This is a genomic window from Paenirhodobacter huangdaonensis, assembly GCF_004022465.1.
Taxonomy (GTDB): domain Bacteria; phylum Pseudomonadota; class Alphaproteobacteria; order Rhodobacterales; family Rhodobacteraceae; genus Rhodobacter; species Rhodobacter huangdaonensis.
Genome location: NZ_SAVA01000001.1, coordinates 231,225 through 258,046 on the forward strand (window position 1 = coordinate 231,225; position 26,822 = coordinate 258,046).

Consider the following 26,822-nt stretch of genomic DNA (forward strand, 5'->3'; position numbering starts at 1 on the left):
GTCCAGGTCCAGCGCGTCACATGGCATCGCAAAAGCGAATCCAGCACCTGGAATCGATTAATTATCGAAAAATATTTTTCCGTCAACCGCAGACACCGCCGCAGCAGCGAGGGTTGTTCCCCCCCCCCCGCATCGGCGGTGTTGCGCAACGGTCTGATCTGGCGCGCCGAAAGCCGGACATCTCGCCAGGCTCAGGACCCCTTGATTTCAGGTGCCGGAAGCGCCGCAAGCAAGACGATCACGGTCGTCTCCGACAGGACCGCGCTCCTTGCGGGATCGCGGCAGCCCCACCTTGGCACACAGATGCGATCGGGGCGGTCATACCCTCAGAGCCACAGGTTGCGCATCGGCCCGCGCCCGGGCGCGGCGCGGTCTAGTCCTCGCCGCGGCGGCAGGCCGAGGGGGTCAGCCCGAACATCGCCCGGAACAGGCGCGAGAACTGCGCCTGATCGGAAAAGCCGAAGCGATAGGCGATGTCGGCGATCGAGGCGCCGGGGGTGGTGCGCAGCGCGTCGCGCGCGGCAATCAGCCGGCTTTCGCGGATGAACTGCGCCACCGTCGCATTCGTCTCGCCAAACAGCTCGTGCAGGTAGCGTTTCGAGATCGCGCAGGCCTGCGCCACGATCTCGGGCGACAGATCCGGGTCGGAGAGGCGGGCGCGGATCACCTGCTCGGCCCGGCGCAGATGCGCGGCGCGCACCGCGCTCGTGGCGCCCTCGACCGCCTCGGACTGGCGATCCAGCGCCAGCGCCAGCAGCTCGACCACCTGCCGGCCCAGCACCTCGGCGGCGTATTCGTCGGCCCGCGGCAACCCCTGCAGCGTCCGCACCGTCTGGGTGAAGAGCCCGGCCACCCCGTCGCGCCCGTCAAAGACCCGGGCGCAGAACCGGTCGGGGCCGCGCAGTTTCTCCGACAGGCCGCGTTTCGAGATCTTCAGCACGCACAGCTCGTTCGTCGCGCCATAGGAAAAGCGATAGGGCGCGTCGCCGCGTTCGATCAGGAAACCGCCCGGGTCGCAGACCACCTCGCGGCCGAGCTGGCGGAAAGCCACCGGGCTCAACCGCGGGATGGTGATCAGGAATTCCTCCTCGGCACCGGCGCGGAGGTGGCTTGGCAGGCGCTCGTATTGCGCGGGCTCGGTCATCAGCCGCGACAGCGACACCGGCCCCATCGCGCGCCGCTCGATCCGGCCCGAGAAGCGGGCGGCGTCGCGGAAGGTGAGGTCGAGCGGAAAATAGGCCTCGGCGATGGTGCCGGACCAGAACCGCGCGCGCAGCGGCGGGGCAACCTCGTCGGTGTGGCGGGCAACGACCTCCATGCGCAGTCTCCCGTTGCGCTTTTCGAATCGGTAACCGCGCCGCGCCCCGTCGATCAAGACGTTTTCGCGACAGCCGCCCGGCTTGCGCACCCGGCGACAAATCCCGGTGCGCGGAATGACAAAACCGGCAGCCGGGCGCGCTGAGTGACAAGTTTTTGCGCATCCGCGTGCAAGATCGCGCCCCCCGAGTCGCGCAGCCTGACAGGACAATGCGAGGCCGGACAGCGGCCCGTGCGAACAGGGAGAACTGACATGACCCGCCCCCGGCGGCCCGGTTTTCGCATGCCCGCTGTCCCTGAACACAAGGACCGACAGGGCATGACAAGACGCAAGGTGGACCCGATCACGCTTTCCGTGGTGCGGGGCGTTCTGGAAACGACACAGCGCGAGATGACGCTCGCGCTCGAGCAGACGGCGCGCAGCTCCGTCTTCAACCTGGCGCATGACTATTCGACCGCGCTGTTCAACGGCGCGCCCGAGATGATCCTGCAGGGCCAGGACATCCCGATCCATCTCGGCTCGCTGATCCCGGCGATGAAATCGGTGGCGCGTTTCTTCGAGGGCGAGATCCACGAGGGTGACCTGATCTTGCACAACGACCCCGCCTATGGCGGCAGCCACATCATCGACACCTGCATGTACATGCCGGTGTTCTATCAGGGCGAGCTGGTGTTCTGGACGGTGTGCAAGGGCCATCTGACCGATGTCGGCGGGCCGGTGCCGGCGGGCTACAACCCGAATGCCACCGAGATCTTCGCCGAGGGGCTGCGGATTCCGCCGGTGAAGATCTGGGACCGCGGCGTGCCGCGCCACGACGTGATGAACATGATCCTGACCAACATGCGCGCCCGCCGCGATCAGGAGGGCGATTTCAACGCGCTGATCGGCGCCTGTCAGGTGGGGGCGCGCAACCTCAAGGGGATGATGGACAAATACGGCAAGCAGGTGGTGCAGGACTGCATCGCCGAGCTGCTCGACATGGCCGAGGCGCATATGCGCAAGCTGATCGCGGCGGTGCCCGACGGCACCTATTCGGGCACCGCGATCCTCGAGGACGCGGGCCACGGCCTGGGCGATTTCGAGATCACCGCGACCGTCACCATCAGCGGCGACAATTGCCACATTGCCGTCAGCTCGCCGCCGCAGGTGCCCTATTTCATCAACTCCTACGAGGGCAACAGCCATTCGGGTGTCTATCTCGGGCTGATGATGTTCGCGCAGCTGCCGCCGCCCTACAACGAGGGGCTCTATCGCTGCGTCTCGACCGACATGGGGCCGAAGGGCACGCTGTGCAACGCGCAATCCCCGGCGCCGCACATGAACTGCACCACGACGCCGATGGAGACCCTGACCGACGCCGTGCGTCTGGCCTTCGAGCAGGCGGCGCCTGCCAAGGTCTCGGCGAGCTGGGGCCATGCGAACGGCTGCAACATCGCCGGCTGGGACAAGCGCCACGACGAGGAATACGTCACCATGGTGCTGGCCTCGATCATCTCGGGCGCCGGCGCCACGGCGACGCAGGACGGCTGGCACGCCTGCGGGCCGGAATGCTGCTTCGGCGCGCTGCATTCGGGCGACATCGAGATGCTCGAGCATTCCTATCCGATCATCATCCACGAATACGGGCTGATGGAGGATTCGGGCGGGGCCGGGCGCAACCGCGGCGGTTCCGGCACCCGCTGGGAGGTCGAACCGCTCGATGCGCCGATGACCCTCGTCACCTTCGGCGAGGGCCGGCGGATCCCGGCGATGGGCGCCTCGGGCGCGCGCTCGGCACTGGTGCCGCCGAAGGTCGGCCGGCTCGAGGTGACGCGCGGCGGCGAGACCACCGTGATCACCGAGAACGTGATCGAGACGATCCGCCCGGGCGAGCGCGCCGCCAACATGAACCCCGGCGGCGGCGGCTATGGCAACCCGTTCGAGCGCGACATCGCCCGTGTGGTCGAGGACGTGAAGAACGGCCTCGTCAGCCTCGAGGGCGCCCGGCTCGATTATGGCGTCGTCATCACCGACCGCGCGACGCTCGCCGTCGATGCCGCGGCGACGCGCGCGCTGCGCTCGGCCTGATCCCTTCATCTTGCCCGAAATACCTCCGGGGGGACCGGGGGGCAGGCAGCCCCCCGCGCGACCCCGGCCACAGTCAAGGACCCATCCCATGCAGAACCAATACCGCCTCGGCATCGACGCCGGCGGCACCTTCACCGACTTCATCCTCGCCGACCGCAGCGGCGGTGTGCGGATCTTCAAGGCACTCTCGACGCCGCAGGACCCGACCCGCGCGATCCAGAACGGCCTCGCCCTGATCGAGGAAGAGACCGGCATCACACCGCGCGAGATCGTCTCGAACGCCGATCTGTGCATCAACGGCACCACCGTCGGGCTGAACGCGCTGATCCAGCACAAGGGCGCGCGCACCGGGCTGATCGCCACGGCCGGCCATCAGGACAGCATCGAGATCCGCCTCGGCCACAAGGAAGACGGCTATCGCTACGACCCCGACTATCCGCCGGCGCGGATGCTGGTGCCGCGCTATCTGCGCCGCGGCGTGCGCGAGCGGGTGCTGTCGACCGGCACTGTCCACAGCGCGCTGAACGAGGAGGACGTGCGCGAGGCCTGCCGCCATTTCCTCGCCGAGGGCGTCGAGTCGGTCGCGATCTCCTTCGTCTGGTCGGTGCTGCACCCCGCCCACGAGCGCCGCGCCGGCGAGATCGTGCGCGAGATGATGCCGGGCGTGCGCCTCACGCTGGGCAGCGCGCTCTATCCGCAGGTGCGCGAATACACCCGCACCTCGACGGCGATCGTGAACGCCTATCTGGCGCCGATCCTCGCGGGCTATGTCGAGAAGGTCGACGGCTATTTCCAGTCGCTCGGCGCGCGCGCCCCGGTGCGCTACTTCCAGTCGAACGGCGGGCTGGCGCTTGGCCGGGTGGTGTCGGACCAGTCGGTCTATGCGATCAACTCGGGCCCGGCCTCGGCGCCGCAGGCGGCGCTCTACCTCGGCGAGCCCTGGGGGATGGAGGACATCATCACCGTCGACATGGGCGGCACCTCGTTTGACATCACCCTGACCCGCAACGGCCGCGCCAATGTCTCGAAGGACATCGACTTCCTGCGCTACCGCATCGGCATCCCGATGATCCAGGTCGAGACCCTGGGCGCGGGCGGCGGCTCGATCGGCTGGATCGACGAGATCGGACTGCTGCAGATGGGGCCGCAATCGGCGGGCTCCGAGCCCGGGCCGGCCTGCTATGACCAGGGCGGCGAGCAGCCGACCACCACCGACGCGAACCTGGTTCTGGGCTATCTGAACCCCGACGGGCTCGTCGGCGGGCGGCTGCCGCTGAACGTGGGAAAAGCCCGCCGTGCGATCGAGACGCATCTGGCCGCACCGCTTGGCATCAGCGTCGAGAAGGCCGCGCATGGCATGTTCACCATCGTCAACAACAACATGGTGAACGCGATCCGGCGCGTCTCGGTCGAGCGCGGCTATGACCCGCGCGACTTCGTGCTGAACTGCGCCGGCGGGGCGACGGCCGCCCATATCACCGCGCTCGCCCGCGAGATGGGCATCCGCAAGGTGCTGATCTCGAAGCTTGCCTCGGGGCTGTGCGCCTTCGGCCAGATCATCTCGGACGTGAAATACAACTACATGGCGCCGGCGCCGGTGCGGCTTGAAGGCGCCGAGGCGGCGGCGAAGCTCGACGCCCTCTTCAAGGAACTCGAGGCGAAGGGCCGCACCGATCTGGCCGGCGACGGCTTCGGGGCCGAGCGCGTCTCGGTGCTGCGTTCGCTCGACATGCGCTATGTCGGGCAGGTGCATGAATGCACCGTCTCGGTCGAGCCCTTCGAGGTGACCGAGGCCGCGCTCGAGCGTCTCAAGGCCGCCTTCCACGCCCGCCACGAAGAGCTTTACACCTATTCGGAACCGGGCAGCGTGGTCGAGGTGGTGAATGTCGAAAGCGCGCTGACCGGCGCCGTCGACAAGCCCGCGCGGATGACGATCGCACCGGGACTGGGGTCGCACGCGGCCCTTGCCGGCACCCGCGAGATGATCTTCGCGGCCGACGGCACGCATCAGGACACCCCCGTTTACGAGGGCGCGAAGCTCGGTGCGGGCGACCGCATTCTCGGGCCGGCGGTGATCCAGGAGGTGACGACGACGATCGTGATCGAGCCGGGCTGGACGGCCGAGCTCGACCCGACGGGCGTCTATGTCCTGACGCTCGCCGAGGCGGAGCCGGCCGTGGCCGAGGCCGCTGCGGCGCAGACCGAAGACGCGTAAGCGCCCCCCGCGGCGGGGCCGCACGCCGGCCCCCCGCCCCCGAACGACAAAACACACAACAACAGGGAGTTTCCGCAATGGCCGGAAAACTGGAGGGCTCGGAAGAGCTCGAATTCTCTGACCGCCCGGTGCCGCGCGACGCGCGGATGGGGCGGCTGCCGCTGACGATGGCCTGGTGGTCGGTCTGCTCGGCGATGTTCTATCTGGTGGTGGCGGCCTCGCTGGCGCTTGCCTATGGCGCGCGCAACGCAATCATCGGGCTAGTGCTGTCGGTGATCGCCTATGCGGTGGTGAACGCGGTGCTTGCCCGCCACGCGATCCGCACCGGGCTGAGCGTGTCGCTGTTCTCGCGCATCCTGCTCGGGCGCACCGGCGCCGCGGTGGCGACGCTGATCTTCTTCGCCACGGCGATCTATTATGCGGTGTTCGAGGGGTCGGTGATGGCGCTCGCGCTGCAGGACTATGCCGGGCTCGCCTATCCGCTCGCTGCGGGCATCGTTGTCGTCTATTCGGTCGCGCTGATCTTCGGCTCGATCCAGAACTGGCTCGACAAGCTCAATGGCGTGCTGCTGCCCTTCTACCTGCTGGGGCTCCTGGCCGCGATCGGACTGGCGGTCGCCGAATACGGCTATTCCGACGCCTGGCTGGCACTTGGCCCCGAGGGCGGCGCGCCGGCCGGCGGCTGGTGGGACTGCTTCGTCGCCTACATGGGCGTGTGGGTGCTGATGATGTACACCTACGATTACGCCCGCTTCGGCAAGACCGAGGACGCGGGCTTTCACGCGGGCTTCACCTTCGGCGCGCCGTTCTATGCCGTGGCCTTCCTGCTCAACGGCCTGGCCGGCATCTTCCTCGCCGCCAGCCTGCCCACCGGCGGCGCGGTGAGCGAGGTCTCGGTGGTGCTGGCACTGATCAAGCTGATGGGCCTTGCCGGGCTCGGCTTCGTCTGGATCTCGCAGACCCGGATCAACACCGCGAACTATTACCTTGCCGCAGTGAACATGGAGAGCTTCGCCGAGACCGCCTTCCGGCTGCACCTGCCGCGCGTGATCTGGGCCTGCGTGACCGGGGTCGTGGTCTATGCCCTGATGATGGCGGATGTCTTTGCCTACATCCTGCAGGCGCTGGCCTGGCAGGGGATCTTCGTCGTCGCCTGGGTCGCGGTGGCGATGACCCATATCCTGACCGAGGGCCGCGGCGGCGCCAACGAGGACCGGCTGCATTCGAGCCTCGCCGAAACGCCGAACGTCAATCGCGCGGGGATGACGGCATGGCTCCTGAGCGCGGGGACCGGCCTCGTCCTGCACGTCCTTGGCGGCGCCTGGGCTGCAGTCTCCGCGCCGGCGACGTTCCTCGTTGCGGCCGTGGCCTACCTCATCCTTCATCCGCTTCTCGGACTGCGGACGGCCGTGCGCAACGCATGACACTTTCGCCGCGGCCGGAAAGGCCGCGGCATCTGCCGTCACCGCAAGCGCGATGTGGCGACCCGGCGGAAATCATCTACATCCGGAATTTTCCGCCGGACCTGCCGCGGGATTTTTCTCCATCTTCATCCGGGCTTCCGGTTTCCAGACATGAGTTCCGCGCACCGATATGTGCAACAAACCCCAACCGCGCCCCTAAGGTTGCCACCCTGAGGCGATTAATATACAGATAGAAATATCAGAAATTCCTTCCCTGGACAAAACCACCATGACCGCCAAGCCGGCCGCCCTCCTTCATTCCTCGCAAACCGACGGCAAGGCCACCAAGCCCCTGTCCCTTACCGAAAAGGTCTATCAGTCGCTGCGTCACGAAATCCTGCGCTGCAAACTCAAGCCCGGGTCGGAGCTGTCCGAGGCCGAGCTGGCCGCAAGGTTCGAAGTCTCGAAGACGCCGGTGCGCGAAGCCCTCGCCGCGCTGCGTCTCGACGGGTTGATCCGGACCTTCCCGCGCCGCGGTTATCAGGTGGCCCCCATCACCCTCGGGGATATCAACGAGCTGTTCGACCTGCGCACGATCATCGAGGCGGGCACCGCCGAGCTGGCCGCGAAACGGATCACCGATGCCGAGATCGAGGAACTCTCGCGCCTCGCCAAGGCCAGCTACGATCCCGGAACCGAGCGGACCCTGGACTATTTCATCGACGCCAACCGGCACTTCCATCTCGCGATCGCACGGGCTTCCGGCAATGGCCGGCTGGTGAAGCTGCTGGAGCGGCAGATCAACGAGCTGGAACGGTTCTTCTATCTTGGCGCGACGCTGCGCGACGTGAACACCGAAACCAACAAGCAGCATCAGGAGATCGTTGACATTCTTGCGTCGCGTGATCCCGAGGCCTCGCGGGCGATCCTGACCAGCCACAACAACGCCACCCGGCACGGGCTGCTGATGGCGCTGGCGATGAATGCCAGCGACATTTCACTTTAGAACCGGGCGGGCGCGGCCGTTCCTTACGCGCGCTCCCCTCAGGCCGACGTGACATCCGGGCCATCGGCGTTTTACGCTGGACATCTCACAATAAATATTTTCTAAATATATCACACGGCGCATCGGGCGCCGGGCACCTCACCGATCCCGGACGGTCCCCCTCTCATGTCCAGCACTGATCCTGCCCACTTTCCCAACCTGTTCCGGCACCTTTCCATCAACGGGTGTCCGATCCGCAACCGGATCGTCATGACCGGCCACGGAACGGGAATGCCGACAGACGGCACACCCAACGCCCAGACCGTCGCCTATTACCGCGAACGTGCGAAGGGGGGCGTCGGCCTGATCATGCTGGGCACGCAGCAGGTGCATCCCTCCTCGCCGGGGATCACCGGGCTCCTGTGCAACTACGACGACCGGATCATCCCGGGGCTGCGCGACGTGGCGCAGGCGGTGCACGAACACGGGGCGAAGATCTTCGGCTATCTCGGGCACATGGGGCTGTCCTCTTCGGCCAAGCCCGCACCGCTGTGGTCAGCCTCAGCCACCTTCGACCAGAAATACGGCGAGGTCGCCCACGCCGTCTCGCTCGCCGAGATCAGGGAACTGATCGCCGCCTTCGCCGCAGCAGCGCGCCGCAACCTGACCGCCGGGCTCGACGGGATTGAGGTCCATTGCGGCCATGGCCTGCTGCTGATGCAATTCCTGTCCCCGCTGACCAATCACCGCACCGACGCCTACGGCGGCTCGCTGGAGAACCGCACCCGACTGCCGCGCGAGGTGCTGGCCGCCGTCCGCGCCGAGATCGGCCCGAATGTGCCGCTTGGCATCCGGGTCTCGGCCGACGAGCTGATGCCCGGCGGGCTGAGCATCGACGACATGGAAGAAATCTGCCCGATGCTGGTCGAGGCCGGCGCCCTCGACTACATCGACGTCAGTGCCGGCAATGACGGCAACCTGATTTCGAACATGTTGCACGAACCGCCGATGGGCCTGCCCTTCGCCCCCTTTGCGCCGCTCGCGGGCCGCCTGCGTGCCGCCTGCCCGGGCGTGAAGATCCTGCACGCGACGCGTATCCACACCGCCGCCGAGGCCGAAAAGCTGCTGGCCGCCGGACAGGCCGACATGGCCGGGATGGTGCGGCCGCTGATCGCCGACCCCGACCTGCCGGCCAAGGCCGCACGCGGCGAGGTCGACCGGATCACCCCCTGCGTCGGTTGCGAACAGGCCTGCTTCGGACGGCTGCACCGCGGCAAGCACATCTCCTGCGTCGGCAACCCCACCACCGGCCGTGAGATCCGCTGGTACGGGCTGGCCCCGGCGGCGAAATCGCTGAAACTCTGCATTGTCGGCGCCGGCCCAGCGGGGCTGGAATCGGCCCGCATCGCGGCGATGCGTGGCCACACAGTCACCCTGTTCGATCAGCACGACGAGCTGGGCGGGCGAATGAACATTGCAAAGCTGCCCGTCGGCCGTTCCGAATGGGGGCGGATGATCGCGCACAAGGCTTCGGAACTGGCACATCTGGGGGTCACACTGCGGCTGGGCCACGCGGTCGGCGCCGCGGAAATCCTCGCCGGGGGCCCCGACGCGGTGTTTCTGGCCACCGGTTCGAAACCCGGCAAGCTGCACGTTCCGGGCGAGGAAACCGCTCCGAGCCTGATCGTCGACGCGGCGATGCTGACCCCCGAAAGCTGCGGCGACCGGGTGCTGGTGATCGACAACATCAACCGCACCCCGGGCATCGCCACCGCGATCCACCTGGCGCGGCTGGGCCGCAAGGTCGACCTGAGCACCCAGAGCATTTTTGCCGGCTACAATCTGGTCAAGCAGAACCTCGCGCTGTTCTACCGCGAGGCCGGCCGCCATGGCGTGACCTTTCTGCCCTCGACCCGGCCCGTGCTGTTCGACGGCGGCACGGTCACGCTGGAGCAGGTCTTCACCCGCGAGAATCTGCCGCCACGAACCTATGACACGATCGTTCTGGCCGACCCGGGGCTGCCACGCGATGAGCTGATGGGGCAGTTGCAGGACAGGGTCGGCATCCTGCGCGCGATCGGCGACGCCTACGCTCCGCGCGACATCGAGGCAGCGTTCCTGGACGGTTACGAAGCCGCACTCACCCTTTAATCATCGGCAATCGAAGGAAGAAGGAAATGGAAGAGAAGATCCAGTGGTCGCGCCAGGAAGACGTTCCGCTGACCTGGGTTCACCCCGGCAAGGAATTCAGCCATCGGCTGATCACCAAGAAGCAGAACGGCTCGAGCCTGTCCTTTCACATCACCACCTACATGCCCAATTTCGAGGTGATGGTGGAAGGCAACGGCGTCAATGAAGTGATCCTGTATTGCCTGCACGGCTGGTCGCGTCAGATTGTCGAGGGCACCGGCGAAGAGCATATCTTCAAGCAGGGGGATGCGATGTATCTGCCCAAAAACTACCGCTACAAGCACATCATCGGCGAGGCCGGGCTGATCGTGGCCGTGGCTGCGAACCCGTCGAAGGAACATGGCGACATGTAAGTGTCGCGCGGGCGGCGACGCCCGGAAAAGACTGGATCGCGCAGCCCCGCCGGGAAGACCGCGGGGCTGTCTGCATTCCGCCCCCTCCCCCCGAAGCCCCGCTTTCCCGGGCGCCGGCCGCGCGGCGGAATCGCACAGCGCCGCCCCGCGAAAAGTCCCGGCCAGCCGGTCTCGTCCCGGCCGGTGCCACGTTCTTTTTCCGCTCAATAACTGACATGATCGCCATATCATTGAGCGTGCCCCACCACTGCCATCTGCAAAACATGAATGCTGATATATTACAAAAGATTTCTAGTTGAACTCCTCTTGGCCGGAGCCCTATCTGGTATCACGCCGGTCGCGAAAATCCCGGCTCACCGACTGACAGAGGATCAGAAACGATGAAAATCATGGACTTCGCCGCCGGAGTGACCGTCGCGGCTCTGACCTTGCTCCCGGCCGGGTTCGCCGCGGCACAGGAATCGCTCGGCTCGCTGCAGGTCAAACTGGAGCGCCCCAATCCCTGGCCGCTCGCGCATCTGGTCGAGGACGGCAAGCTCATGATCGTCACCACCGGCAAGACCGCGGGCGAGACGCTGGTCAACGACAAGGGCGAGCTCGAAGGCGCGCGTATCGACCTGTGGACCAAGATGGCCAAGGATCTCGGGCTGGAGCCGGTCTTTGTGCGCTCTGACTGGGCCGGCGTGATGCCGGGGCTGGCGGCGAACCGGTTCGACCTCGGCTGTGAAAGCGCCAGCTGGAACAATGACCGGCTGACCTCGAAGGACTTCTTCCTGACCCGCCCGATCAAGGTTCAGGTCGATGTCGCCGTCGTGCGCAAGGACTCCGGGATCGACAGTTTCGCCGCGATGGCGGGCAAGAAACTGGGCGGTGTCAAGGGGGAGATGGAACTGAAGGCCCTCGCCGACAAGGTCGGCACGGATCTGAACGACACGTTGGGGCTGCCGGGCGTGACCGAGTCGCGCCTTGCGCTGATGAACAAGCAGATCGACGTCTACGGCACGAACCTCACCGCGGCGGGTGCGCTGCTGAAATCCGAGGGCGGTGACCAGTTCAAGGTCCTTCCGGAACCGACCCTTGTCGGGGTTGGCGGTTTCTGCGTCAACGCGCGGGAGCCCGACCTGCTGAACGCAGTCAACTTCCTGCTGGCCGAATATCGCGCCGATGGCACGATCAAGATGCTGAACGAGAAGTGGGGCCTGCCGGACACCTCAGACCTGCTGAGCAAGGTCGGCTACTGAGCAGACCGCGCATGAGCCTCGACCTCTCCGTCTGGTTGTCCCGCGGCCCCTACATCGTGCAGGGCTTCTGGCTGACCCTCGCCATGGTGGGCGCGGTGCTGGTGATCAGCGCCCCGCTTGCCCTGGCAGTCGGGCTTGCGCTGACGTCCGGTCGGCGGGGACTGACCGCTGCCGTCGGCTTTTTCAGCTGGCTGGTGCGCGGCATCCCGCCGCTGATCATCCTGATGATCGCCTATTACATCCTGCCGATCACCCTGAACCTGAGGCTGCAACCGCTCAGCGCCGCGATCTGGGGCTTCGTGCTCTACAACACCTTCATCTTTGGCGAGGTCGTGGCCTCCGGGCTGCGTGCCGTGCCGCGCGGCCAGCGCGAGGCGATCACCGCGATGGGGCTGCCGCCGCTGCGCGCGCTGCGCCGGATCGTGCTGCCGCAGGCGATGCCGGTGATCATCCCGCCCTATATCTCCTACGCCACCGACATGGTCAAAAGCACCGCCCTCGCCGGTTCGATCGGGGTGATGGACCTGGTGACCCGCGCCAATCAGGCGATCGTCGCCACCAACCGCCCGTTCGAGATCCTGATCGGCGTGGCGGTGATCTACGGCATCTTCGACGCCGCGCTGATCGCCCTGCAATTCTGGAGCGAACGGCGCTGGACCAGAAGCCGGAGGCGCACGGCATGAATTTCGACCTGCAAATGCTGATCGACAATTGGGATCCGCTGATGCTGGGCGTGCGCACCACGCTGTGGCTGTTTCTGGCGATCATGGCGATCTGCACCCCGCTGGCGCTGCTGGTGGCGCTGGCGCGGATCTCGCGGTTCCGGACGCTGTCCCGGCTTGCAGGGGCCTATGTGAACACGATCCGTGCCCTGCCGCTGCTGGTGATCCTGTTCTTCACCTTCTACGGGCTGCCGGCCTTCGGCATCTACGTCTCGCCCTTCACCGCGGCGATGATCGGCCTGACCATCGTCACCACGGCCTTCCTGTCCGAGGATCTGCGCGCCGGGCTTTTGTCGGTGCCGCGCGGTCAGTTCGAGGCCGCCGCCGCGCTCGGGCTGAGCCCCGGGCGTTTCGTGGGCCGGGTGCTGATCCCGCAGGCGCTGCCGATCCTGTGCGCGCCCTATTTCACCCGCGCCATCGTCACGGTGAAGGCGACCTCGATCGCCTCCATGGTCGCGGTCAACGAGATCACCGCGCAAAGCATGGCGGCAGTCACCACCACCTACCACTCGATCGAGTTCCTCGGCTTTGCCGCCGCCGCCTATCTGCTGCTGAGCTCGGTTCTGGCCCTGTTGCAAGCTTTCGTGCAGCGCCGGGTCAACCTGAGCTGAGGCCCGTTTTAAAGGATCTTCCGATGTCCCTGCCCGAAACGCCCGTCCCTTCGGAACCGGCCCCCCACAGGTCCCGCTTCATGCTCGAGTTGGTGAACCTGAACAAGAGTTTCGGCGATAAGCAGGTGTTGCGCGGCATCGATCTGCGGGTGCCGCCCGGACAGGTGGTGTCGCTGATCGGCGCCTCGGGGTCGGGGAAGTCGACGCTGCTGCGCTGCGTGAACTATCTGGAACAGCCCGACCCCGGCAGTGCGGTGCTGATCGACGGGATGCAGATCGGCGGTGATGACCCGCGGCACGGCTCCGCCCGTCAACTGCGCCAGCAGCGCAGCGAGATCGGCATGGTGTTCCAGCACTTCAACCTGTTCCCGAACATGACCGCGCTCGACAACGTCTGCGAGGGGCCGCTGGCGCACAGGCGCGGCACCCGGGCCGAGATCCGCGAGATGGCGTTGCACCTGCTTGACCGGGTCGGGCTGGCCGAGCGGGCCGACCATTACCCCAGCCAGCTCTCGGGGGGCCAGCAGCAGCGCGTCGCCATTGCCCGTTCCCTGGCGATGAAGCCCAAGCTGATGCTGTTCGACGAAGTCACCTCGGCGCTCGATCCCGAGCTGGTGGACGAGGTTCTCAAGGTGATGCGCGAGCTGGCGCAGGGCGGCATGACGATGATCTGCGTCACCCACGAGATGGCCTTCGCCGAGGATGTCGGCGACCGGGTGATCTTCATGGCGGACGGCAGGATCCTCGAGGACGGACCGCCCTCGAAGGTGATCCGCAATCCCGAACACGATCGCACCCGTGCCTTCCTGGCGCGTGCGCTGCGCAACCGCTGAGGCTCCGATGACCCAAGACACGTTCTCGCAATCCCTGTGGTCGGCGATCTCCCCCCCCGGCCCCGAGCTGCCCCGCCTGCTGGGCGAGGAAACCGCCGACATCGTTCTGGTCGGCGCCGGCTTTCTGGGCATGAACACCGCACTGGGGCTGGCGCGCGCCGGACTGAAGGTGGTGCTGCTCGAGGCGAGCGAGCCCGGCTTTGGCGCCTCTGGGCGCAACACCGGCTTTGTGGTGCCGACGCTGAAAAAGGCGCTGTCGCCCTCGAACGTGGTGGCGCGTTTCGGCACCAGGCGCGGCGAGGCCTTCAACCGGATGATCGGCGGCTCGGGCGAGCGGCTGTTCTCGCTGATCCGTGACAACGGCATCGCCTGCGACAGCGAGCAGACCGGCTGGATGCAGCCCGCCCATTCCCGCGCCGCTCTTGCCGCCTGTGCCACCCAGGTCCGCGAATGGCGCGCGCGCGGCTTTGACGTGCAGCTGCTGGACCGCGGCGAGACCGAGGCCCGCACCGGCATGACCGGCTATCACGGCGCCATGCTGATCCCCTCCGGCGGCCAGATCAACCCGCTGGCCTGGGCGCGCGGGCTGGCCCGGCTGTGCCTGTCCGAAGGGGTGCGGATCTTCGCCGGTTCGCCGGTGATCCGGCTGGCGCGCGACGGCGCCGGCTGGCGGGTCCATACCCCCGGCGGCTCGGTCGTGGCGCCACGGGCGGTGCTGACCACCAATGCGCTGGTCGGCAAGCTCTGTTCCAGGGTCGACCGGGCGATCATCCCGACCTACAGTTTCCAGATCGCCACCCAGAAATTCGATGCCGAGATCCAGGCGCGGCTCCTGCCCGCGCGTTCACCGATCGCCGACAGCCGCCGTCACCTGTTCGCCGCGCGCTGGTCCTCGGACGGGCGCATCGTCGGCGGCGGGCTGGTCTACCCCGGCCCGTTCCGGCTTGCCCGGACCCGGCGCCGCTTCGAAAAGCGCTTTGCGCGCTTCCTGCCGCAACTTGGTCAGGTGCGTGCCGAATACGCCTGGTTCGGCACGGTGGCGGTGACGCTGGACGCGCTGCCGCGTCTGTTCCGGCTCGACCGGGGGCTCTGGGCGCCGATCGGCTGCAATGGCCGCGGCGTGGCGCTGACCGCCGCCTACGGCCACGAGCTGGCGCAGTTCTTTGCCGGCAACACCGCCGAAGAGGATTTCGTCGTGCCGGTCACTCAGCCCGAGCCGATCCCGATGCGGGCGATGGCCACTGCCGGTCCCTACCTGTGGCTTCCCTACAGCGAATATCGCGACCGGATCGAGACCGAGGCCCCCGCCGAGTGACTGCACGCCTCACCTGCGCAACCAGAAACCGAAAGCCCGTCCGATGATCGACTCTGCCCTGCCCTACCCCTCGTCCCGGCAACCCGTGATGGGCGACTGCGCCATTGCCGCCTCGCAGCCCCTTGCGGCGCAGGCCGGCATGGCGATGTTGATCCGCGGTGGCAACGCGATCGACGCGGCGGTGGCCGCCGCGATGGCGCTGACCGTGGTCGAACCGACCGGCTGCGGGCTCGGTTCGGATGGCTATGCGATCGTCTGGGACGGGGCCGAGCTGCACGGGCTCAACGCCTCCGGCCGGGCGCCGGCAGCCTGGACGCCGGCACTGTTTGCCGGGCTCGAGCGGATGCCCGAGCGCGGCTGGAACGCGGTGACCGTGCCCGGCGCGGTCTCGGGCTGGATCGCGCTCTGGCGTCGTTTCGGCAGCCTGCCGCTGGCCGAGCTGGCGGCGCCGGCGATCCGCTTTGCCGAACAGGGGTTCCCGGTCAGCCCGGTAATCGCCACGCTCTGGGCCAACGGCGCGAAGGTGCTGTACGCCCAGCCCGGCTTCGCCGAGTGCTTCATGCCCGGCGGCCGCGCGCCACGCGCCGGCGAACGGGTCCGGCTGCCCGGTCACGCCGCCACCCTGCGCCGGATCGTCGAGACCGAGGGCGAGGCCTTCTATCGCGGCGAGATCGCCGAGAAGATCGCCGCCCACAGCGCCGCCTGCGGCGGCCACATGACGACCGCCGATCTGGCTGCGCATGAAGCCGAATGGGTTGGCACGATCTCGACCCGGTTCGGCGATCACCTGCTGCACGAGATCCCGCCCAATGGTCAGGGCATCGCCGCGCTGATCGCCGCCGGCGTGCTGGACCGGCTGGGCTGGCACGATCACGCGCCCGACAGCGCCGGGCTGACCCATCTGGCAATCGAGGCGGTGAAGCTGGGGCTGGTGGATGCCGAACATCACGTCACCGACATCGACGCGATGCGGGTGCGCCCGGCCGATCTGCTGGCCCCCGCCTATCTGGACGCGCGCGCCGCGCTGGTCGATCCCGCCCATGCCGGCGATCCGGGCCATGGCGCGCCCCGCCCTGGCGGCACCGTCTACCTCGCCGTGGCCGATCGCGACGGCCGGATGGTGTCTTTCATCCAGTCGAACTTCATGGGCTTCGGCTCGGGTGTCGTCGTGCCGGGCACCGGGATCAGCCTGCAAAACCGCGGCACGGGGTTCAGTCTGGATCCCGACCACGTCAACATCGTCGCCCCCCGCAAGAAACCCTATCAGACGATCATCCCCTGTTTCGCCACCGACCTGTCGGGCGCGCCGGAGATGGCCTTCGGAGTGATGGGCGGACCGATGCAGGCGCAGGGGCATCTGCAGATGGCGCTGCGCTGCCTTGGCTTCGGACAGAACCCCCAGGCCGCCGCCGATGCGCCGCGCTGGCGGGTGGTGGCCGGGCGCAGGCTGGCCGTCGAGTCCTCCTTCCCTGAAGCACTGGCCGCACAGCTGGCCGCGATGGGCCACGAGATCGTGCGTGCGCCCCCCGACGCCGTCTTCGGCTTCGGCGGCGCGCAGCTGGTGCGCCGCTGCGGCAGCGGCTACGTCGCCGGCTCCGACCCCCGCAAGGATGGGCAGGCGCTGGTATTTTGAGCGCCCGTCCCGCCGCGCACCGGCATTTGCCCGGTTCTGCCGCGGCAATCGTTGACGATCTGAAATATCAATGGAAATATTATCAATATCCCGTTCGCGCCCTCCCCTCCTGCCGCGCCGCGGGCGCTGCGACATGAAGGAAGCCCGAAGATGGCCGCCAGTTTCCTCACCGACATTTCCGCCCTGCCCCGCCGCCCTGAGGTGACCGTGATCGGCGGTGGCATCACCGGCCTTGCCACCACCTTCTTCCTGTCGCGCCACGGCATCCGGCCGCTGCTGGTCGAGCGGTTGCCGGCGCTGTCGATGCTGGCCTCGCGCCGCTCGGGCGAGGGGGTTCGCGCTCAATGGGAAAAGCGCGAGAACATCGACATCGCCCGCGCCTCGATCGCGTTTTACCGCGATTTCGCCGAGGTCACCGGCGTCAGTGCCGGCTATCGCCCGCTTGGCTACCTGTATGGCGCCCGCAGCGCGGCCGGCGCGGCGCGGCTGCGCGCCCGGGTTGAACGCCAGAAGGCCGCCGGGCTGGATGACGTGCGTTACCTGACCCCCTCCGAGATGCATGCCCTGACCCCGACGCTGGCCGAGGACGTGACCGGCGGCGCGGTGCGGCAGGCCGACGGCGTGATCGAGGTCGACCGGGTGATCGAAGGCTACCTGAAGATGATGCAGGCCGACATCCTCGTCGCCGCCGATCTGCAGGCGATCATCCCCGGCCCCGGGGGCATCACCCTGACGATCAACGGGGAAACGCTGGAAACCGGCCACGCGATCCTGTGCACCGCGGCGCGGCTGCCGGCGCAGCTGCAGGCCCTGGGGATTGCGCTGCCACTGCGGCTGGCGCGCTCGACCATCCAGTATCTGCAGCTCGACGCGGTGCCGCCCGATCACCCGGCAATGGTCGACGCCGATCTGGGCTCGTTCTGGCGCCCCCACACGGGCGGGGCACGGATGACCGCCTCGTTCCGCAGCACGCTGTTCCTCGACCGCTTCACCGACGACCCGGAGATCGACCCCGATTACCTGCGCTCGGCGATCGACAGCGTGGCCCCGCTGGTGCCGTTCTGGCGCGCCCACCAGCACGAGATCCGCGGCGGCCACCTGCGGTCGGGCAGCCTGCTGGTGACCGGCGACGGCGGCCCTCTGATCGGCGCCCTGCCCGGCCAGCCGCGGCTGTGGGTGAACTCGGGCTACGGCGGGCACGGGCTGATGGCCTCGCCCGAGGGGGCGCGCCGTCTGGCCGCGATGGTGGCGGGTGCGGCACCCGACATTCCCTTCGCCCCCGAGCGGTTCCTGAACGGCACCCCGATCGTGCCCGAGCCGATGACCGTCAATCTCTCCTCGGCGCCGTAAGACCTGCTGGATCCGACAGCCCAGCAAGGCACGAAACCACTGCAAGGAACGACCATGTCCCAGACCCATATCGGCGTCGTCACCACCGGCCACGGGCCGCGCGACGAGTATATCCATTACCACGAGATGTTCCTGCGGGCGCTTGGTGCAGATGTGAAGGTGACGGTCCGCCACATCTATGACGGGATCCCGCTGGAAGCGCTGCTGCCGCACGAGGTCGACAAGACGACCCCCAACCTGGGCGCGCATGTCCATGTTCCCGGTGCCACGGGAAACCATATGGGAGACGGCTGGGAACACCGGTTCTTCGCCCTCGATTACGCCACCGGGCTGATGCAGAAGACCATCGACCGGCTGGAGACCGAGGACGGTGTGGACATGGTGCTGCTGGCCTGCGCTGCGGAATTCCCCGAAGGCGCGCTGTCGGCCGGCACGCTGATGATCCACCCGCGCGAGGTGATGTTCGGCATCGCCGGGCAGATCGCCCACGGAACCCGGCGCAAGCCGCGCATCGGGGTGATTGTCGATGCCGAGCATGCCGACCACGACCGCGCCGACTGGCTGGCGAAGCCCTTCGCCGAGCGGATCGAACTGGTGATCTCGCCGATCACCGGCAGCTGGCACGACGCGGCCCGCGCCCTCGGCGACGCAAAGGTCGAACTGGCCTTCTTCTTCGGCTATGGCGTGGGTCTTGCTCCCTATGACCGCAAGGACGAGATCCCTGCCCTCGAGGCCGAGATCGGCGCGCCGCTGATCCTGCCGCACCGGGCCACGATGCTGCACCTTCGCAACCTCGTGCGACCGGCGATGAACGATCTCGACTACCTGCCCGCCGGCTGGAACAAGGCCTGAGCCATGCGCAAGGAGACCCCCCGCCACTATGCCCCCCGCGCGCTGATCTGGTCGGAGCTGACCCGGCGCGAGCTGGAAGCCGCGCGCGATGCCGGCGCACTGGTGCTGATCCCGACCGGCTCGATCGAACAGCACGGCGACCACCTGCCGGTCGAGACCGACGCCCTGCTGAGCACCGCCATCGCCGAACTGGCCGCGGCGCGGATGCGCGACACGCCGGTGATCGTCGCCCCTTCGGTGGCCTTCGGTTTCGCCCCGCATCACCTGAGCTGGCCCGGCACCATCAGCCTGCGGCTGGAAACCTATCTGGCAATGCTGCGCGACATCGCGCGCTCGGTGCTCGACGCGGGCTTTCCGCGGGCAATCTTCGTCAACGGGCACGGCGGCAACTCGGCGCCGCTGCGCGCGCTGACCGGGCAGATGATCTGTGACGACGAGCCGGTCGGCATGGTCGATTACTTCGCCCCTTCGCAGCCGGACTGGGTAGCACTGCTGCAAGGCGGGCTGGCGCGCGCCGGTCACGCCTGCGAGCAGGAAACCGCGCTGTTGCTGGCGGTGACGGGCGAAGAGACCGCGACCGGCATCGCCGGCCGCGCCAGCGGGCTGGAACCGCGGCTGATCCAGCCGTGGATCGCGCCGGGCTATCCCGACGACCCGGTGACCGAGGCCGGCGCCGGCTGGGCCGCGATCTTCCACGCCGACGACTGTGGCTATTACGGCGATCCGGGCGCCGCGACCGCGTCGACCGGCGCTGCAATCCTCGAGGTGACGGTCGAGAAACTGGCCCGCTTCCTCGAGGGCTTTGCCCGCGCCCCGCTGCGGTGTGGCGTCGCCCGCGACCCGGCCCGGCCGGGCATTGCACCGCCCACCGTCGCTCCCAAACGCGGAGCCGAATGATGATCGACGTCCTCGTCACCGGCGCCGGGGCAGTGGGAAGCTTTGCCGTCGAATACCTCGCCCGACGCCCCGAGGTGCGCTCGATCGCGCTGGTCGATCGCGACGGCGCACGCGCCGAGGGCATCGCCTGGCGCGCTACACTCGGCGCGCTGCAGGAGGGCAGGCACGTCCGGATCGAGCCGCTGGCGCTGGACCTGACCGACACCTTCGCACTGGCCGAGGCGGTCGCCCGGTGGATGCCGCGGGTGGTGTTCCACGCCGCAACCCTGATTACCGTCCCCGAGATGGCCCGCGGCCTGCCCCCCGAGGTCTTCGAGACGGTGCGCGCCAAAGGCATGGCCGGTTTTCTGGCCGCGCATCTGGCGCTCGGGCTGTCGGTGCAGAAGGCTTTGGGACAGGCAGCACCGGGGGCGGCGCTGATTACTGCCCCCTTCCCCGATTTCACCAACCAGGTGCTGAGCCGTACCGCAGGCCCGGGCAGCGGGCCCGCACCGCTGACCGGGATCGGCAATGTCGACAACATGGCCTGCGAACTGCAGGCGATCGTGGCGCAGAAACTCGGTGTCAGCGCGCTGGACGTGCGACCGATGATCATCGCCCACCACTCGGTGGCGGAATGGTTCCAGCGCTCGGGCTCGGCCGGCGCCGTGCCGTGGCAGGTGCGGGTCTTCGTTGACGGGCGCGACCTGTCCGGGCAGTTGGACCTGACCGCGCTGATGGCCGAAAGCTCGGCCCGGATCCGCGCCGTGCCGCAGGAAAGCCGCACCGCAGCCTCGGGGGTCAAGGCGGTGCTGGCAGCGCTGCGCGACGACGGCAGCTTCCTGCATGGCGCGGGTCCGGCGGGGCTCCCGGGCGGCTGGCCGATCCGGCTCTGGCACGACCGGGTCGAGGTGCTGGACCTGCCCGGCCTTGACATGGAGCAGGGCCTGCAGACCGCGCTGGCCGGCCAGCGTAAGGGCGGCATCGAGACAATCGCCCCCGATGGCACGCTGGTCGCAACCGACGCCTGTGCGACGATGATGCGCGCGCTGTTCGACGTCGATGTGGCGCGGCTGTCCCCGGCACAGATCCCGCAAACCGCGCGGGCCCTGCGTGCCGCGCTGAGTGCAAAGATCGCTGCGGCGCGCTGAGCATCATTCCTTTCCGGCCCGAAAGGGCGCGGACCGAAGAAGGACGCCCCGCATCCGGCACCGGCCTCAGGCCGAGGGACGCCGCAGCGAGAACCGTTCCTCGATCCGGTGCTGGGCCCAGATCAGCACGCCGTTCATCAGCAGATAGGTGATGCCGATGGTGATCAGAATCTCGAACGGCCGGTAGGTGCGCGAGATCAGCGCCATCCCCTCGCCGGTCAGTTCGGTAACCGCAACCATCCCGGCCAGCGACGAGCCCTTCATCACCAGCGTGAGGTTCGAGGTCAGTGGCGGCATGATCGTGCGCAGCGCCTGCGGCACGATCACCCGGCGCAACAGCAGCCACCGGCCCATGCCCAAAGACCGGGCTGCCTCGTATTGCTCGGCAGGAACCGCGCGCAGCCCGGCCCGGATGTATTCCATGTTGTAGCCCGCAGCCGACAGCGTCAGCCCGGCGATCGCGGCCGGGATTGCATCCAGATAGATGCCGATCTGCGGCAGGCCGAAATAGGTCAGGAACAGCAGCGTCAGCGCCGGCACCGCCCGCATCACCCAGCTGAAGACCGCCGCGGCCAGCCGGGGCGGACGCGACCGCGCCTCGCGCATCAGCGCCAGCGGGAAGGCCAGCAGAACCGACAGCACGATGGTCGCGCCTGCCAGCCCCAGCGTGGTCAGGAAGGCCGAGAACAGCGCCGCACGGTTATCGAGAACGACCGCCCAGTCCATCACGACGCCCCTCCGTGTCGCACCATCGGGCCGCGGCGCGCCAGCCATCGGTTCGCCCCGGTCTCGAGCAGCATCACGATACTGGCGATCGCCGCATAAACGGCACCGGCGAACAGGATCAGCGCCATCGGATCGGTCGAGATCGCAAGGCTTTGACGCGTCACCATCATCACCTCCCCGACCGAGATCGCGGAGGCCAGCGACAGCATCTTCACCGCCCCCGCCAGATAGGTGGCCCATGGGGTCAGCGCCGTGCGCATCACCAGCGGCAGCACCACCCGGAGCAGGCGCAGGAAACGCCCCATGCCAAGCGCCCGCGCCGCCTCGATCAGCCGCGGATCGACGGCCGACAGCGCCGCACGGAAGATCTCGGCGATGAAGGCCGTTCCGATCAGCGAAAAGGCCAGAATGGCCGATCCGTTCGCCCCGAGATCGAGCCCCGCCGCCGGCAGCGCCAGAAAGCAGAACAGCAGCACCACCAGCTCTGGCACCCCGCGCAGCAGCCATGTCGCCACCGACAGCACCCGGCCGAACCCCTGCCCGCGCCGCGCCCCCAGAAGCGCCAGAACCAGCCCGGCGAGGGTCGAGATCGCGACGATCAGCGCGAACATCCAGAGCGTGAGCCAGATCGCGGCAAGGAACCTGGGCATCTGGGTGATCAGCACATCCATCGGCTCAGTCCACCACGCTGTGCACGAAGGCGCGCAGCTCGGGCGTCTGCGGATCGGCCAGCACCTGCCTCGGATCGCCGGCCTCGCAGACCTTGCCCCGGTGCATGAAGATCACCCGGTCGGCGACGGTGCGCACGAACCCCATCTCGTGGCTGACAGAGATCATCGTCATCCCCTCGGCGGCCAGATCGCGCATCACCGCCAGAACCTCGCCCTTGAGTTCGGGATCGAGCGCCGAGGTCACCTCGTCGAACAACAGCACCTCGGGGTGCATCGCCAGCGCACGGGCAATCGCCACCCGCTGCTGCTCGCCGCCCGACATCTCCTGCGGGTAGGCACTGGCGCGATGCGACAGCCGGACCTTGTCCAGCAGGGCCTCGGCCTCGGCGCGGACTTCGGTGCGCTCGCGGCCCAGCACCATCACCGGGGCCTCCATGATGTTCTGCAGCGCCGTCATGTGCGGGAACAGGTTGAAGCTCTGGAACACCATGGAAATCTGGGTGCGGTAGGACAGCAGATCCCGCTCCCGGGCCCGGACGCGAAAGCCGTTCCGATCGGCCCAGCCGACCTCCTTGCCCTTCCAGTAGATCCGCCCGTCATCGGGCGCGATCAGCAGGTTGAGGCAACGCAACAGCGTCGACTTGCCCGAACCGGAGGCGCCGATGATCGCCAGCACTTCGCCGCGCTCGACCCTGAAGTCGATGCCGCGCAGCACATCCTGCGCGCCCAGGCGTTTCTCGAGGCCGCGCACCTCGAGCAGCGGAAAGGCATGCGGGGGACGCTCAGCCGCGGACATGAACCCGCTCCGGCCAGGCGGGCGCCACAAGCATGCGTGCGTTGAACACGTTGAGCACGTTGGGGGTCACCACCGGACAGCCGAGCCAGGCCGAAATGTCGACCAGCAGGGTTTCGGGGTCGTGCGGCGCCAGACCGTCACCATAGCCCCAGATCAGGGCCAAATCGTAGGGCCCTTGCGGCGCGAGCTGATCAAGCGCCTCGCCGGTGGCGATGCCGATGCCGAAATGCGGTTCGACCTTCTCCATCCAGGGTTGCGATTTCCAGGTCGCACGATCCTGCCCGATATGCCATTCGGTCGGCAACAGCAGCGCCAGCTTCAGATGGCCGCGCGCCTCGGCCTGACGGCGCACAAGATCGAAAATCAGCTGATAGGGCAGCAGCAGCGGCACTGGAGAGCTCAGCGCCCCCTCGGGGTACATCTCGGCGCAGCACATCAGGATGATCTCGACGCCCGCCGCGACATGGGCGTCGATCGCGGCCTGTGCCCGCTCAAGGTACCAGTCCTGCGCCACGAAGATCTCTTCCCAGCCGGCCCCCATGCGGCGGTCGTCGGAAGCGGTGTTGTGCACGTAGCAGCCGATCCCCAGCCCGTCCTCGGGGGCGATCTCATGCAGGGCGATCTCGGCGCGGGTCAGCCCGTCGAGACAGGCCTGTTCGGTGACCTCCACGTCCAGCCCCAACGCCGCAAGGGCATTGCGGTGGAAGCTGACATATTCGTCGCGCGGACTCTGGCCGGTGGTGATGATCCCGAGTTTCGTGGTCATTGGGGCTCTCTCCAAGGTCTGTCTCAGGTCCGGGCCGGCGGGCCCGGACCGCTCTTCCCGGGCTGGCGGTCAGTCCGCCGGCAATGCCGAGAAATCGACGGTGGTCCCGAAATAGGCTGTGATGATCTGGTTCAGCGTGCCGTCCTGGCGCCAGGTCGCCAGCAGCGCGTCAATCGCAGCAGCAAGCGCCGGTTCACCCGAGGCGATGGCGATCGACTGCGTCTTCGGCGCACGCATCTCGGGCAGGACCGCGATGGTTGTGTCCTTGCCCGCCAGATAGTTCGGCCCGAGGTAATCCATCCCCACCCAGTCGATGCGGTGGTTCTTCAGATCCAGCGCCATCTCTGTCCAGCCGGGATATTCCTTGACCTTGCCCAGGCAATTCGCAGGCAGGGTCGCGGTGATCGCCTCGATCTCGGCCGCGCCGCGGATCACCCCCACGGTCTTGCCGCAGACGCCGTCCCAGGACGTGATGGCGTCGTTCGAGGCCAGCTTGGTCACCGCCACGCCGTTCACGATATAGGGCGAGGCCATGATCATGTCGGCGGAGGCCAGCCGCTCCTTGGTGCGGGTCACGCCCGAGGACACGACATCGAATTTCTTCGCCACCAGACCGGGCAGCAGACCGGCCCAGTCGAGCTGCTTGAACTCGACCTTGAGGCCCAGAGCCGCGCCGATCTTGTTCATCACGGCGATATCGTAGCCGTCGAGCTTGCCGGCGGTGTCGATCATCGAAAACGGCGGCGCCGAGCCGGTGGTGCCGACCACGATCGTGTCGGGGGTCAGCAACTCGGATTTGAAATCGGCCAGCGCCGGGCCGGCGAGTCCCAGCCCCACGGCCAGCGCGGTCAGGCCAAGACGAAGGCGCGAGAATTCCATCTTCATCTGTTCAGTCTCCCTGTTGCGGAATGTGGCCGTATTCCTCTGCGGGAATTCCGGTCCCCGGAGGCCCCTCCCCCACATCCGGCGGGACGGACCCTCCAAGCTCTCGGTCCGATCCCTGCCACAACCGGGTTTTCCCGTGATGCAGCCGCGGGATCAGAGGTTTTTCAGCATCCCGCCGTCGACACGGATCATCGACCCGGTGACGAAGGAGGCCTGGCGCGAGGCCAGGAAGGCGGCCACGGCACCGAATTCCTCCGGCCTGCCATAGCGGCCCACCGGGATCGTCGCGCGCGAGGCCGCGGCGATCTCCTCGACACTCTTGCCGGTCTTCTTCGCCTGGCCCGCGTCCAGCTCGGCGACGCGATCGGTGCCGATCCGGCCCGGCAGGATCATGTTCACGGTGATCCCCAGCGGCGCGACCTCGCCCGCCAGCGTCTTCGACCAGCCGGCGATCGCGGCGCGCACGCCGTTCGACAGGGCAAGGTTGGGAATCGGTGCGATCACGCCCGACGAGCCGATGGTGATGATCCGGCCGAAGCCGCGCTCGGCCATGCCCGGGATCAGCGCGTCGGCCAGCGCCATCATCGGCAGCGCCATGCCCTCGTAGGCCTCCAGCCAGCTTTCGCGCGACTGGCCGCGCGCCGGGCCGGCCTTCGGACCGCCGCAGTTAGTGACGAGGATGTCGACGCCCAGCCCGGCCATCCGTGCCGCCAGCGCGCTGACCGCCGCCGGGTCAGCCATGTCGAAGGCCACCGCCTCGACCCGCGCCGAGAGGCCGGCCGCTGCCGCCCAGTCGTCCACCGCCGCGGTGTTGCGCGCCGCGGCACAGACCTGCACGCCCTCCTCGGCCAGCGCCCGGGCACAGGCCGCGCCCAGCCCGCGGCTTGCGCCCAGCACCAGCGCCCTGGTGCCGTTCAGTCCGAAATCCATCAGTTCAGCTCCTTCAGTCGGGTCTGCAGACGCGCCATCAGGCGGTCCACCTCTGTCACGGCGCGGGCGTCCAGCCCCGCGCCCGGAGCCCGCAGCGCCGGAGACGCGATTGCCCCGCGCCGGGCCAGCATGTGTTTGCGCACCGCCAGCCCCAACCCGGGCTGGGTCTCGTAGCGGATCAGCGGCAGGTGGGCGTCGAACAGGTCCTGGGCCTTCGCCTCCTCGCCTGCAGTCATCAGCCGCACCACGTTCACCAGCATCTCGGGAAAGCCGAAGCCGGTCATCGCGCCATCGGCGCCGCGCGCCATCTCCTCGGGCAGGAACAGCCCGCCGTTGCCGCACAGGATCGAAACCCGGCGCTGGCCGGCCGCCTCGGCGGCGCGGATCCTGCTGATCTTGTTCAGACCCGGCCAGTCCTCGTGCTTGACCATCTTGATCGAGGGATAGTCGACGATGATCCGCTGCAGGATCTCGTCCGAGATCTGCACCTTGGTCGACAGCGGAAAGTCCTGCAGCACCACCGGCACCGCGTCGCCGATCTGCGTCACCACCTGCCCGTAATAGCGGTGGATCGCCGGGTCGGTGTTCAGGCTGCCGGGCGGAGCCACCATCACCCCGGCTGCCCCCAGGTCCATCACCTGCGCCGTCAGCTCGCCGATCGCTGCCAGCCCCGGGGCCGAGACGCCGACCACGATCGGCCGCCCCCCGGCGCGCGCCAGCACCCGCTTCACGATCGCGACCGATTCCGTCTGGGTCATCTTGGGCGCCTCGCCCATCATCCCGAGCACGGTCAGCCCGGTCGCGCCTTTCTCGAAGTAGAAATCCACCACCCGGTCAAGGCTGTCCCAGTCGATCGCCCCGCCCTCGTCAAAGGGCGTGACCGAGATCACGAACACGCCCGAGCTGTTTTGGTCAATCAGTGCCATGTGTTGC

The 26,822-nt window shown here is 67.9% G+C and carries 24 protein-coding genes; 16 read left to right on the plus strand and 8 right to left on the minus strand.

The genetic code is table 11. The features are described from left to right. Positions 1 to 373 precede the first annotated feature (373 nt). On the minus strand, positions 374 to 1,318 hold the full coding sequence (locus EOW66_RS01075) for an AraC-like ligand-binding domain-containing protein (RefSeq protein WP_128154155.1): 945 nt from the start codon (positions 1,316 to 1,318) through the stop codon (positions 374 to 376). Positions 1,319 to 1,636: 318 nt separating this feature from the next. Between EOW66_RS01075 and capB the strand changes: the two genes are divergently transcribed. The 16 genes from capB to EOW66_RS01155 all read left to right on the plus strand — a co-directional run bounded on the left by capB (position 1,637) and on the right by EOW66_RS01155 (position 21,115). Then, entirely contained in the window at positions 1,637 to 3,385 is a 1,749-nt protein-coding gene (gene capB / locus EOW66_RS01080; protein ID WP_128154156.1) for a caprolactamase subunit beta, read from the plus strand. An 88-nt stretch (positions 3,386 to 3,473) separates the two neighbouring features. Then, positions 3,474 to 5,600 (plus strand): caprolactamase subunit alpha, encoded by a 2,127-nt coding sequence (gene capA / locus EOW66_RS01085; protein WP_128154158.1) that lies wholly within the window; start codon positions 3,474 to 3,476, stop codon positions 5,598 to 5,600. A 77-nt stretch (positions 5,601 to 5,677) separates the two neighbouring features. Further along, positions 5,678 to 7,024: a purine-cytosine permease family protein gene (locus EOW66_RS01090; protein ID WP_128154160.1), complete on the plus strand. Its 1,347-nt coding sequence runs from the start codon at positions 5,678 to 5,680 to the stop codon at positions 7,022 to 7,024. A gap of 268 nt (positions 7,025 to 7,292) precedes the next feature. Beyond that, entirely contained in the window at positions 7,293 to 8,009 is a 717-nt protein-coding gene (locus EOW66_RS01095; RefSeq protein WP_128154162.1) for a GntR family transcriptional regulator, read from the plus strand. A 165-nt stretch (positions 8,010 to 8,174) separates the two neighbouring features. Then, a complete protein-coding gene (locus EOW66_RS01100; protein ID WP_128154163.1) occupies positions 8,175 to 10,139 on the plus strand; it encodes an oxidoreductase in 1,965 nt (654 codons plus the stop codon). A gap of 26 nt (positions 10,140 to 10,165) precedes the next feature. Beyond that, positions 10,166 to 10,531, plus strand: a complete 366-nt coding sequence (locus EOW66_RS01105; RefSeq protein WP_128154165.1) for a hypothetical protein — start codon at positions 10,166 to 10,168, stop codon at positions 10,529 to 10,531. Positions 10,532 to 10,911: 380 nt separating this feature from the next. Then, positions 10,912 to 11,772 carry a substrate-binding periplasmic protein gene (locus tag EOW66_RS01110; protein WP_128154166.1) on the plus strand — a complete coding sequence of 287 codons (861 nt, stop codon included), beginning with the start codon at positions 10,912 to 10,914 and terminating at the stop codon, positions 11,770 to 11,772. An 11-nt stretch (positions 11,773 to 11,783) separates the two neighbouring features. Continuing rightward, complete coding sequence (locus tag EOW66_RS01115; RefSeq protein ID WP_128154168.1) at positions 11,784 to 12,455, plus strand: amino acid ABC transporter permease; 672 nt, start codon at positions 11,784 to 11,786, stop codon at positions 12,453 to 12,455. Next, entirely contained in the window at positions 12,452 to 13,105 is a 654-nt protein-coding gene (locus EOW66_RS01120) for an amino acid ABC transporter permease (protein ID WP_128154170.1), read from the plus strand. Before EOW66_RS01115 ends, EOW66_RS01120 begins: the two co-directional genes overlap by 4 nt. Before the next feature lie 80 nt (positions 13,106 to 13,185). Further along, complete coding sequence (locus EOW66_RS01125) at positions 13,186 to 13,938, plus strand: amino acid ABC transporter ATP-binding protein (RefSeq protein WP_128154172.1); 753 nt, start codon at positions 13,186 to 13,188, stop codon at positions 13,936 to 13,938. A 7-nt stretch (positions 13,939 to 13,945) separates the two neighbouring features. Further along, positions 13,946 to 15,253 carry an NAD(P)/FAD-dependent oxidoreductase gene (locus EOW66_RS01130; RefSeq protein WP_128154174.1) on the plus strand — a complete coding sequence of 436 codons (1,308 nt, stop codon included), beginning with the start codon at positions 13,946 to 13,948 and terminating at the stop codon, positions 15,251 to 15,253. A 43-nt stretch (positions 15,254 to 15,296) separates the two neighbouring features. After that, the gene (locus tag EOW66_RS01135) at positions 15,297 to 16,886 is read left to right on the plus strand and encodes a gamma-glutamyltransferase family protein (RefSeq protein ID WP_206363653.1); all 1,590 of its coding nucleotides are present in this window, start codon (positions 15,297 to 15,299) and stop codon (positions 16,884 to 16,886) included. A gap of 150 nt (positions 16,887 to 17,036) precedes the next feature. Then, positions 17,037 to 18,236 (plus strand): NAD(P)/FAD-dependent oxidoreductase, encoded by a 1,200-nt coding sequence (locus EOW66_RS01140; RefSeq protein ID WP_128154176.1) that lies wholly within the window; start codon positions 17,037 to 17,039, stop codon positions 18,234 to 18,236. Positions 18,237 to 18,290: 54 nt separating this feature from the next. Continuing rightward, entirely contained in the window at positions 18,291 to 19,088 is a 798-nt protein-coding gene (locus tag EOW66_RS01145) for an AroM family protein (RefSeq protein WP_128154178.1), read from the plus strand. A 3-nt stretch (positions 19,089 to 19,091) separates the two neighbouring features. Next, positions 19,092 to 19,985 (plus strand): creatininase family protein, encoded by an 894-nt coding sequence (locus tag EOW66_RS01150; RefSeq protein ID WP_128154180.1) that lies wholly within the window; start codon positions 19,092 to 19,094, stop codon positions 19,983 to 19,985. Further along, complete coding sequence (locus EOW66_RS01155; RefSeq protein ID WP_164880985.1) at positions 19,985 to 21,115, plus strand: saccharopine dehydrogenase NADP-binding domain-containing protein; 1,131 nt, start codon at positions 19,985 to 19,987, stop codon at positions 21,113 to 21,115. The genes EOW66_RS01150 and EOW66_RS01155 overlap by 1 nt, the downstream gene beginning before the upstream one ends. A 66-nt stretch (positions 21,116 to 21,181) precedes the next feature. Here the strand turns inward: EOW66_RS01155 and EOW66_RS01160 are convergent, their stop codons facing one another. The 7 genes from EOW66_RS01160 to EOW66_RS01190 all read right to left on the minus strand — a co-directional run bounded on the left by EOW66_RS01160 (position 21,182) and on the right by EOW66_RS01190 (position 26,815). Then, complete coding sequence (locus tag EOW66_RS01160; RefSeq protein WP_164880986.1) at positions 21,182 to 21,841, minus strand: amino acid ABC transporter permease; 660 nt, start codon at positions 21,839 to 21,841, stop codon at positions 21,182 to 21,184. Next, complete coding sequence (locus EOW66_RS01165; RefSeq protein ID WP_128154185.1) at positions 21,841 to 22,512, minus strand: ABC transporter permease subunit; 672 nt, start codon at positions 22,510 to 22,512, stop codon at positions 21,841 to 21,843. Before EOW66_RS01165 ends, EOW66_RS01160 begins: the two co-directional genes overlap by 1 nt. Positions 22,513 to 22,516: 4 nt before the next feature. Beyond that, positions 22,517 to 23,308: an amino acid ABC transporter ATP-binding protein gene (locus EOW66_RS01170; protein ID WP_128154186.1), complete on the minus strand. Its 792-nt coding sequence runs from the start codon at positions 23,306 to 23,308 to the stop codon at positions 22,517 to 22,519. Beyond that, positions 23,295 to 24,074 (minus strand): AroM family protein, encoded by a 780-nt coding sequence (locus tag EOW66_RS01175; protein ID WP_128154187.1) that lies wholly within the window; start codon positions 24,072 to 24,074, stop codon positions 23,295 to 23,297. Before EOW66_RS01175 ends, EOW66_RS01170 begins: the two co-directional genes overlap by 14 nt. A gap of 69 nt (positions 24,075 to 24,143) precedes the next feature. Next, positions 24,144 to 24,959 carry a substrate-binding periplasmic protein gene (locus EOW66_RS01180; RefSeq protein WP_164880987.1) on the minus strand — a complete coding sequence of 272 codons (816 nt, stop codon included), beginning with the start codon at positions 24,957 to 24,959 and terminating at the stop codon, positions 24,144 to 24,146. A 153-nt stretch (positions 24,960 to 25,112) separates the two neighbouring features. After that, positions 25,113 to 25,889, minus strand: a complete 777-nt coding sequence (locus EOW66_RS01185) for an SDR family oxidoreductase (RefSeq protein ID WP_128154190.1) — start codon at positions 25,887 to 25,889, stop codon at positions 25,113 to 25,115. Further along, positions 25,889 to 26,815 (minus strand): dihydrodipicolinate synthase family protein, encoded by a 927-nt coding sequence (locus tag EOW66_RS01190; protein ID WP_128154192.1) that lies wholly within the window; start codon positions 26,813 to 26,815, stop codon positions 25,889 to 25,891. The genes EOW66_RS01185 and EOW66_RS01190 overlap by 1 nt, the downstream gene beginning before the upstream one ends. Positions 26,816 to 26,822 lie beyond the last annotated feature (7 nt).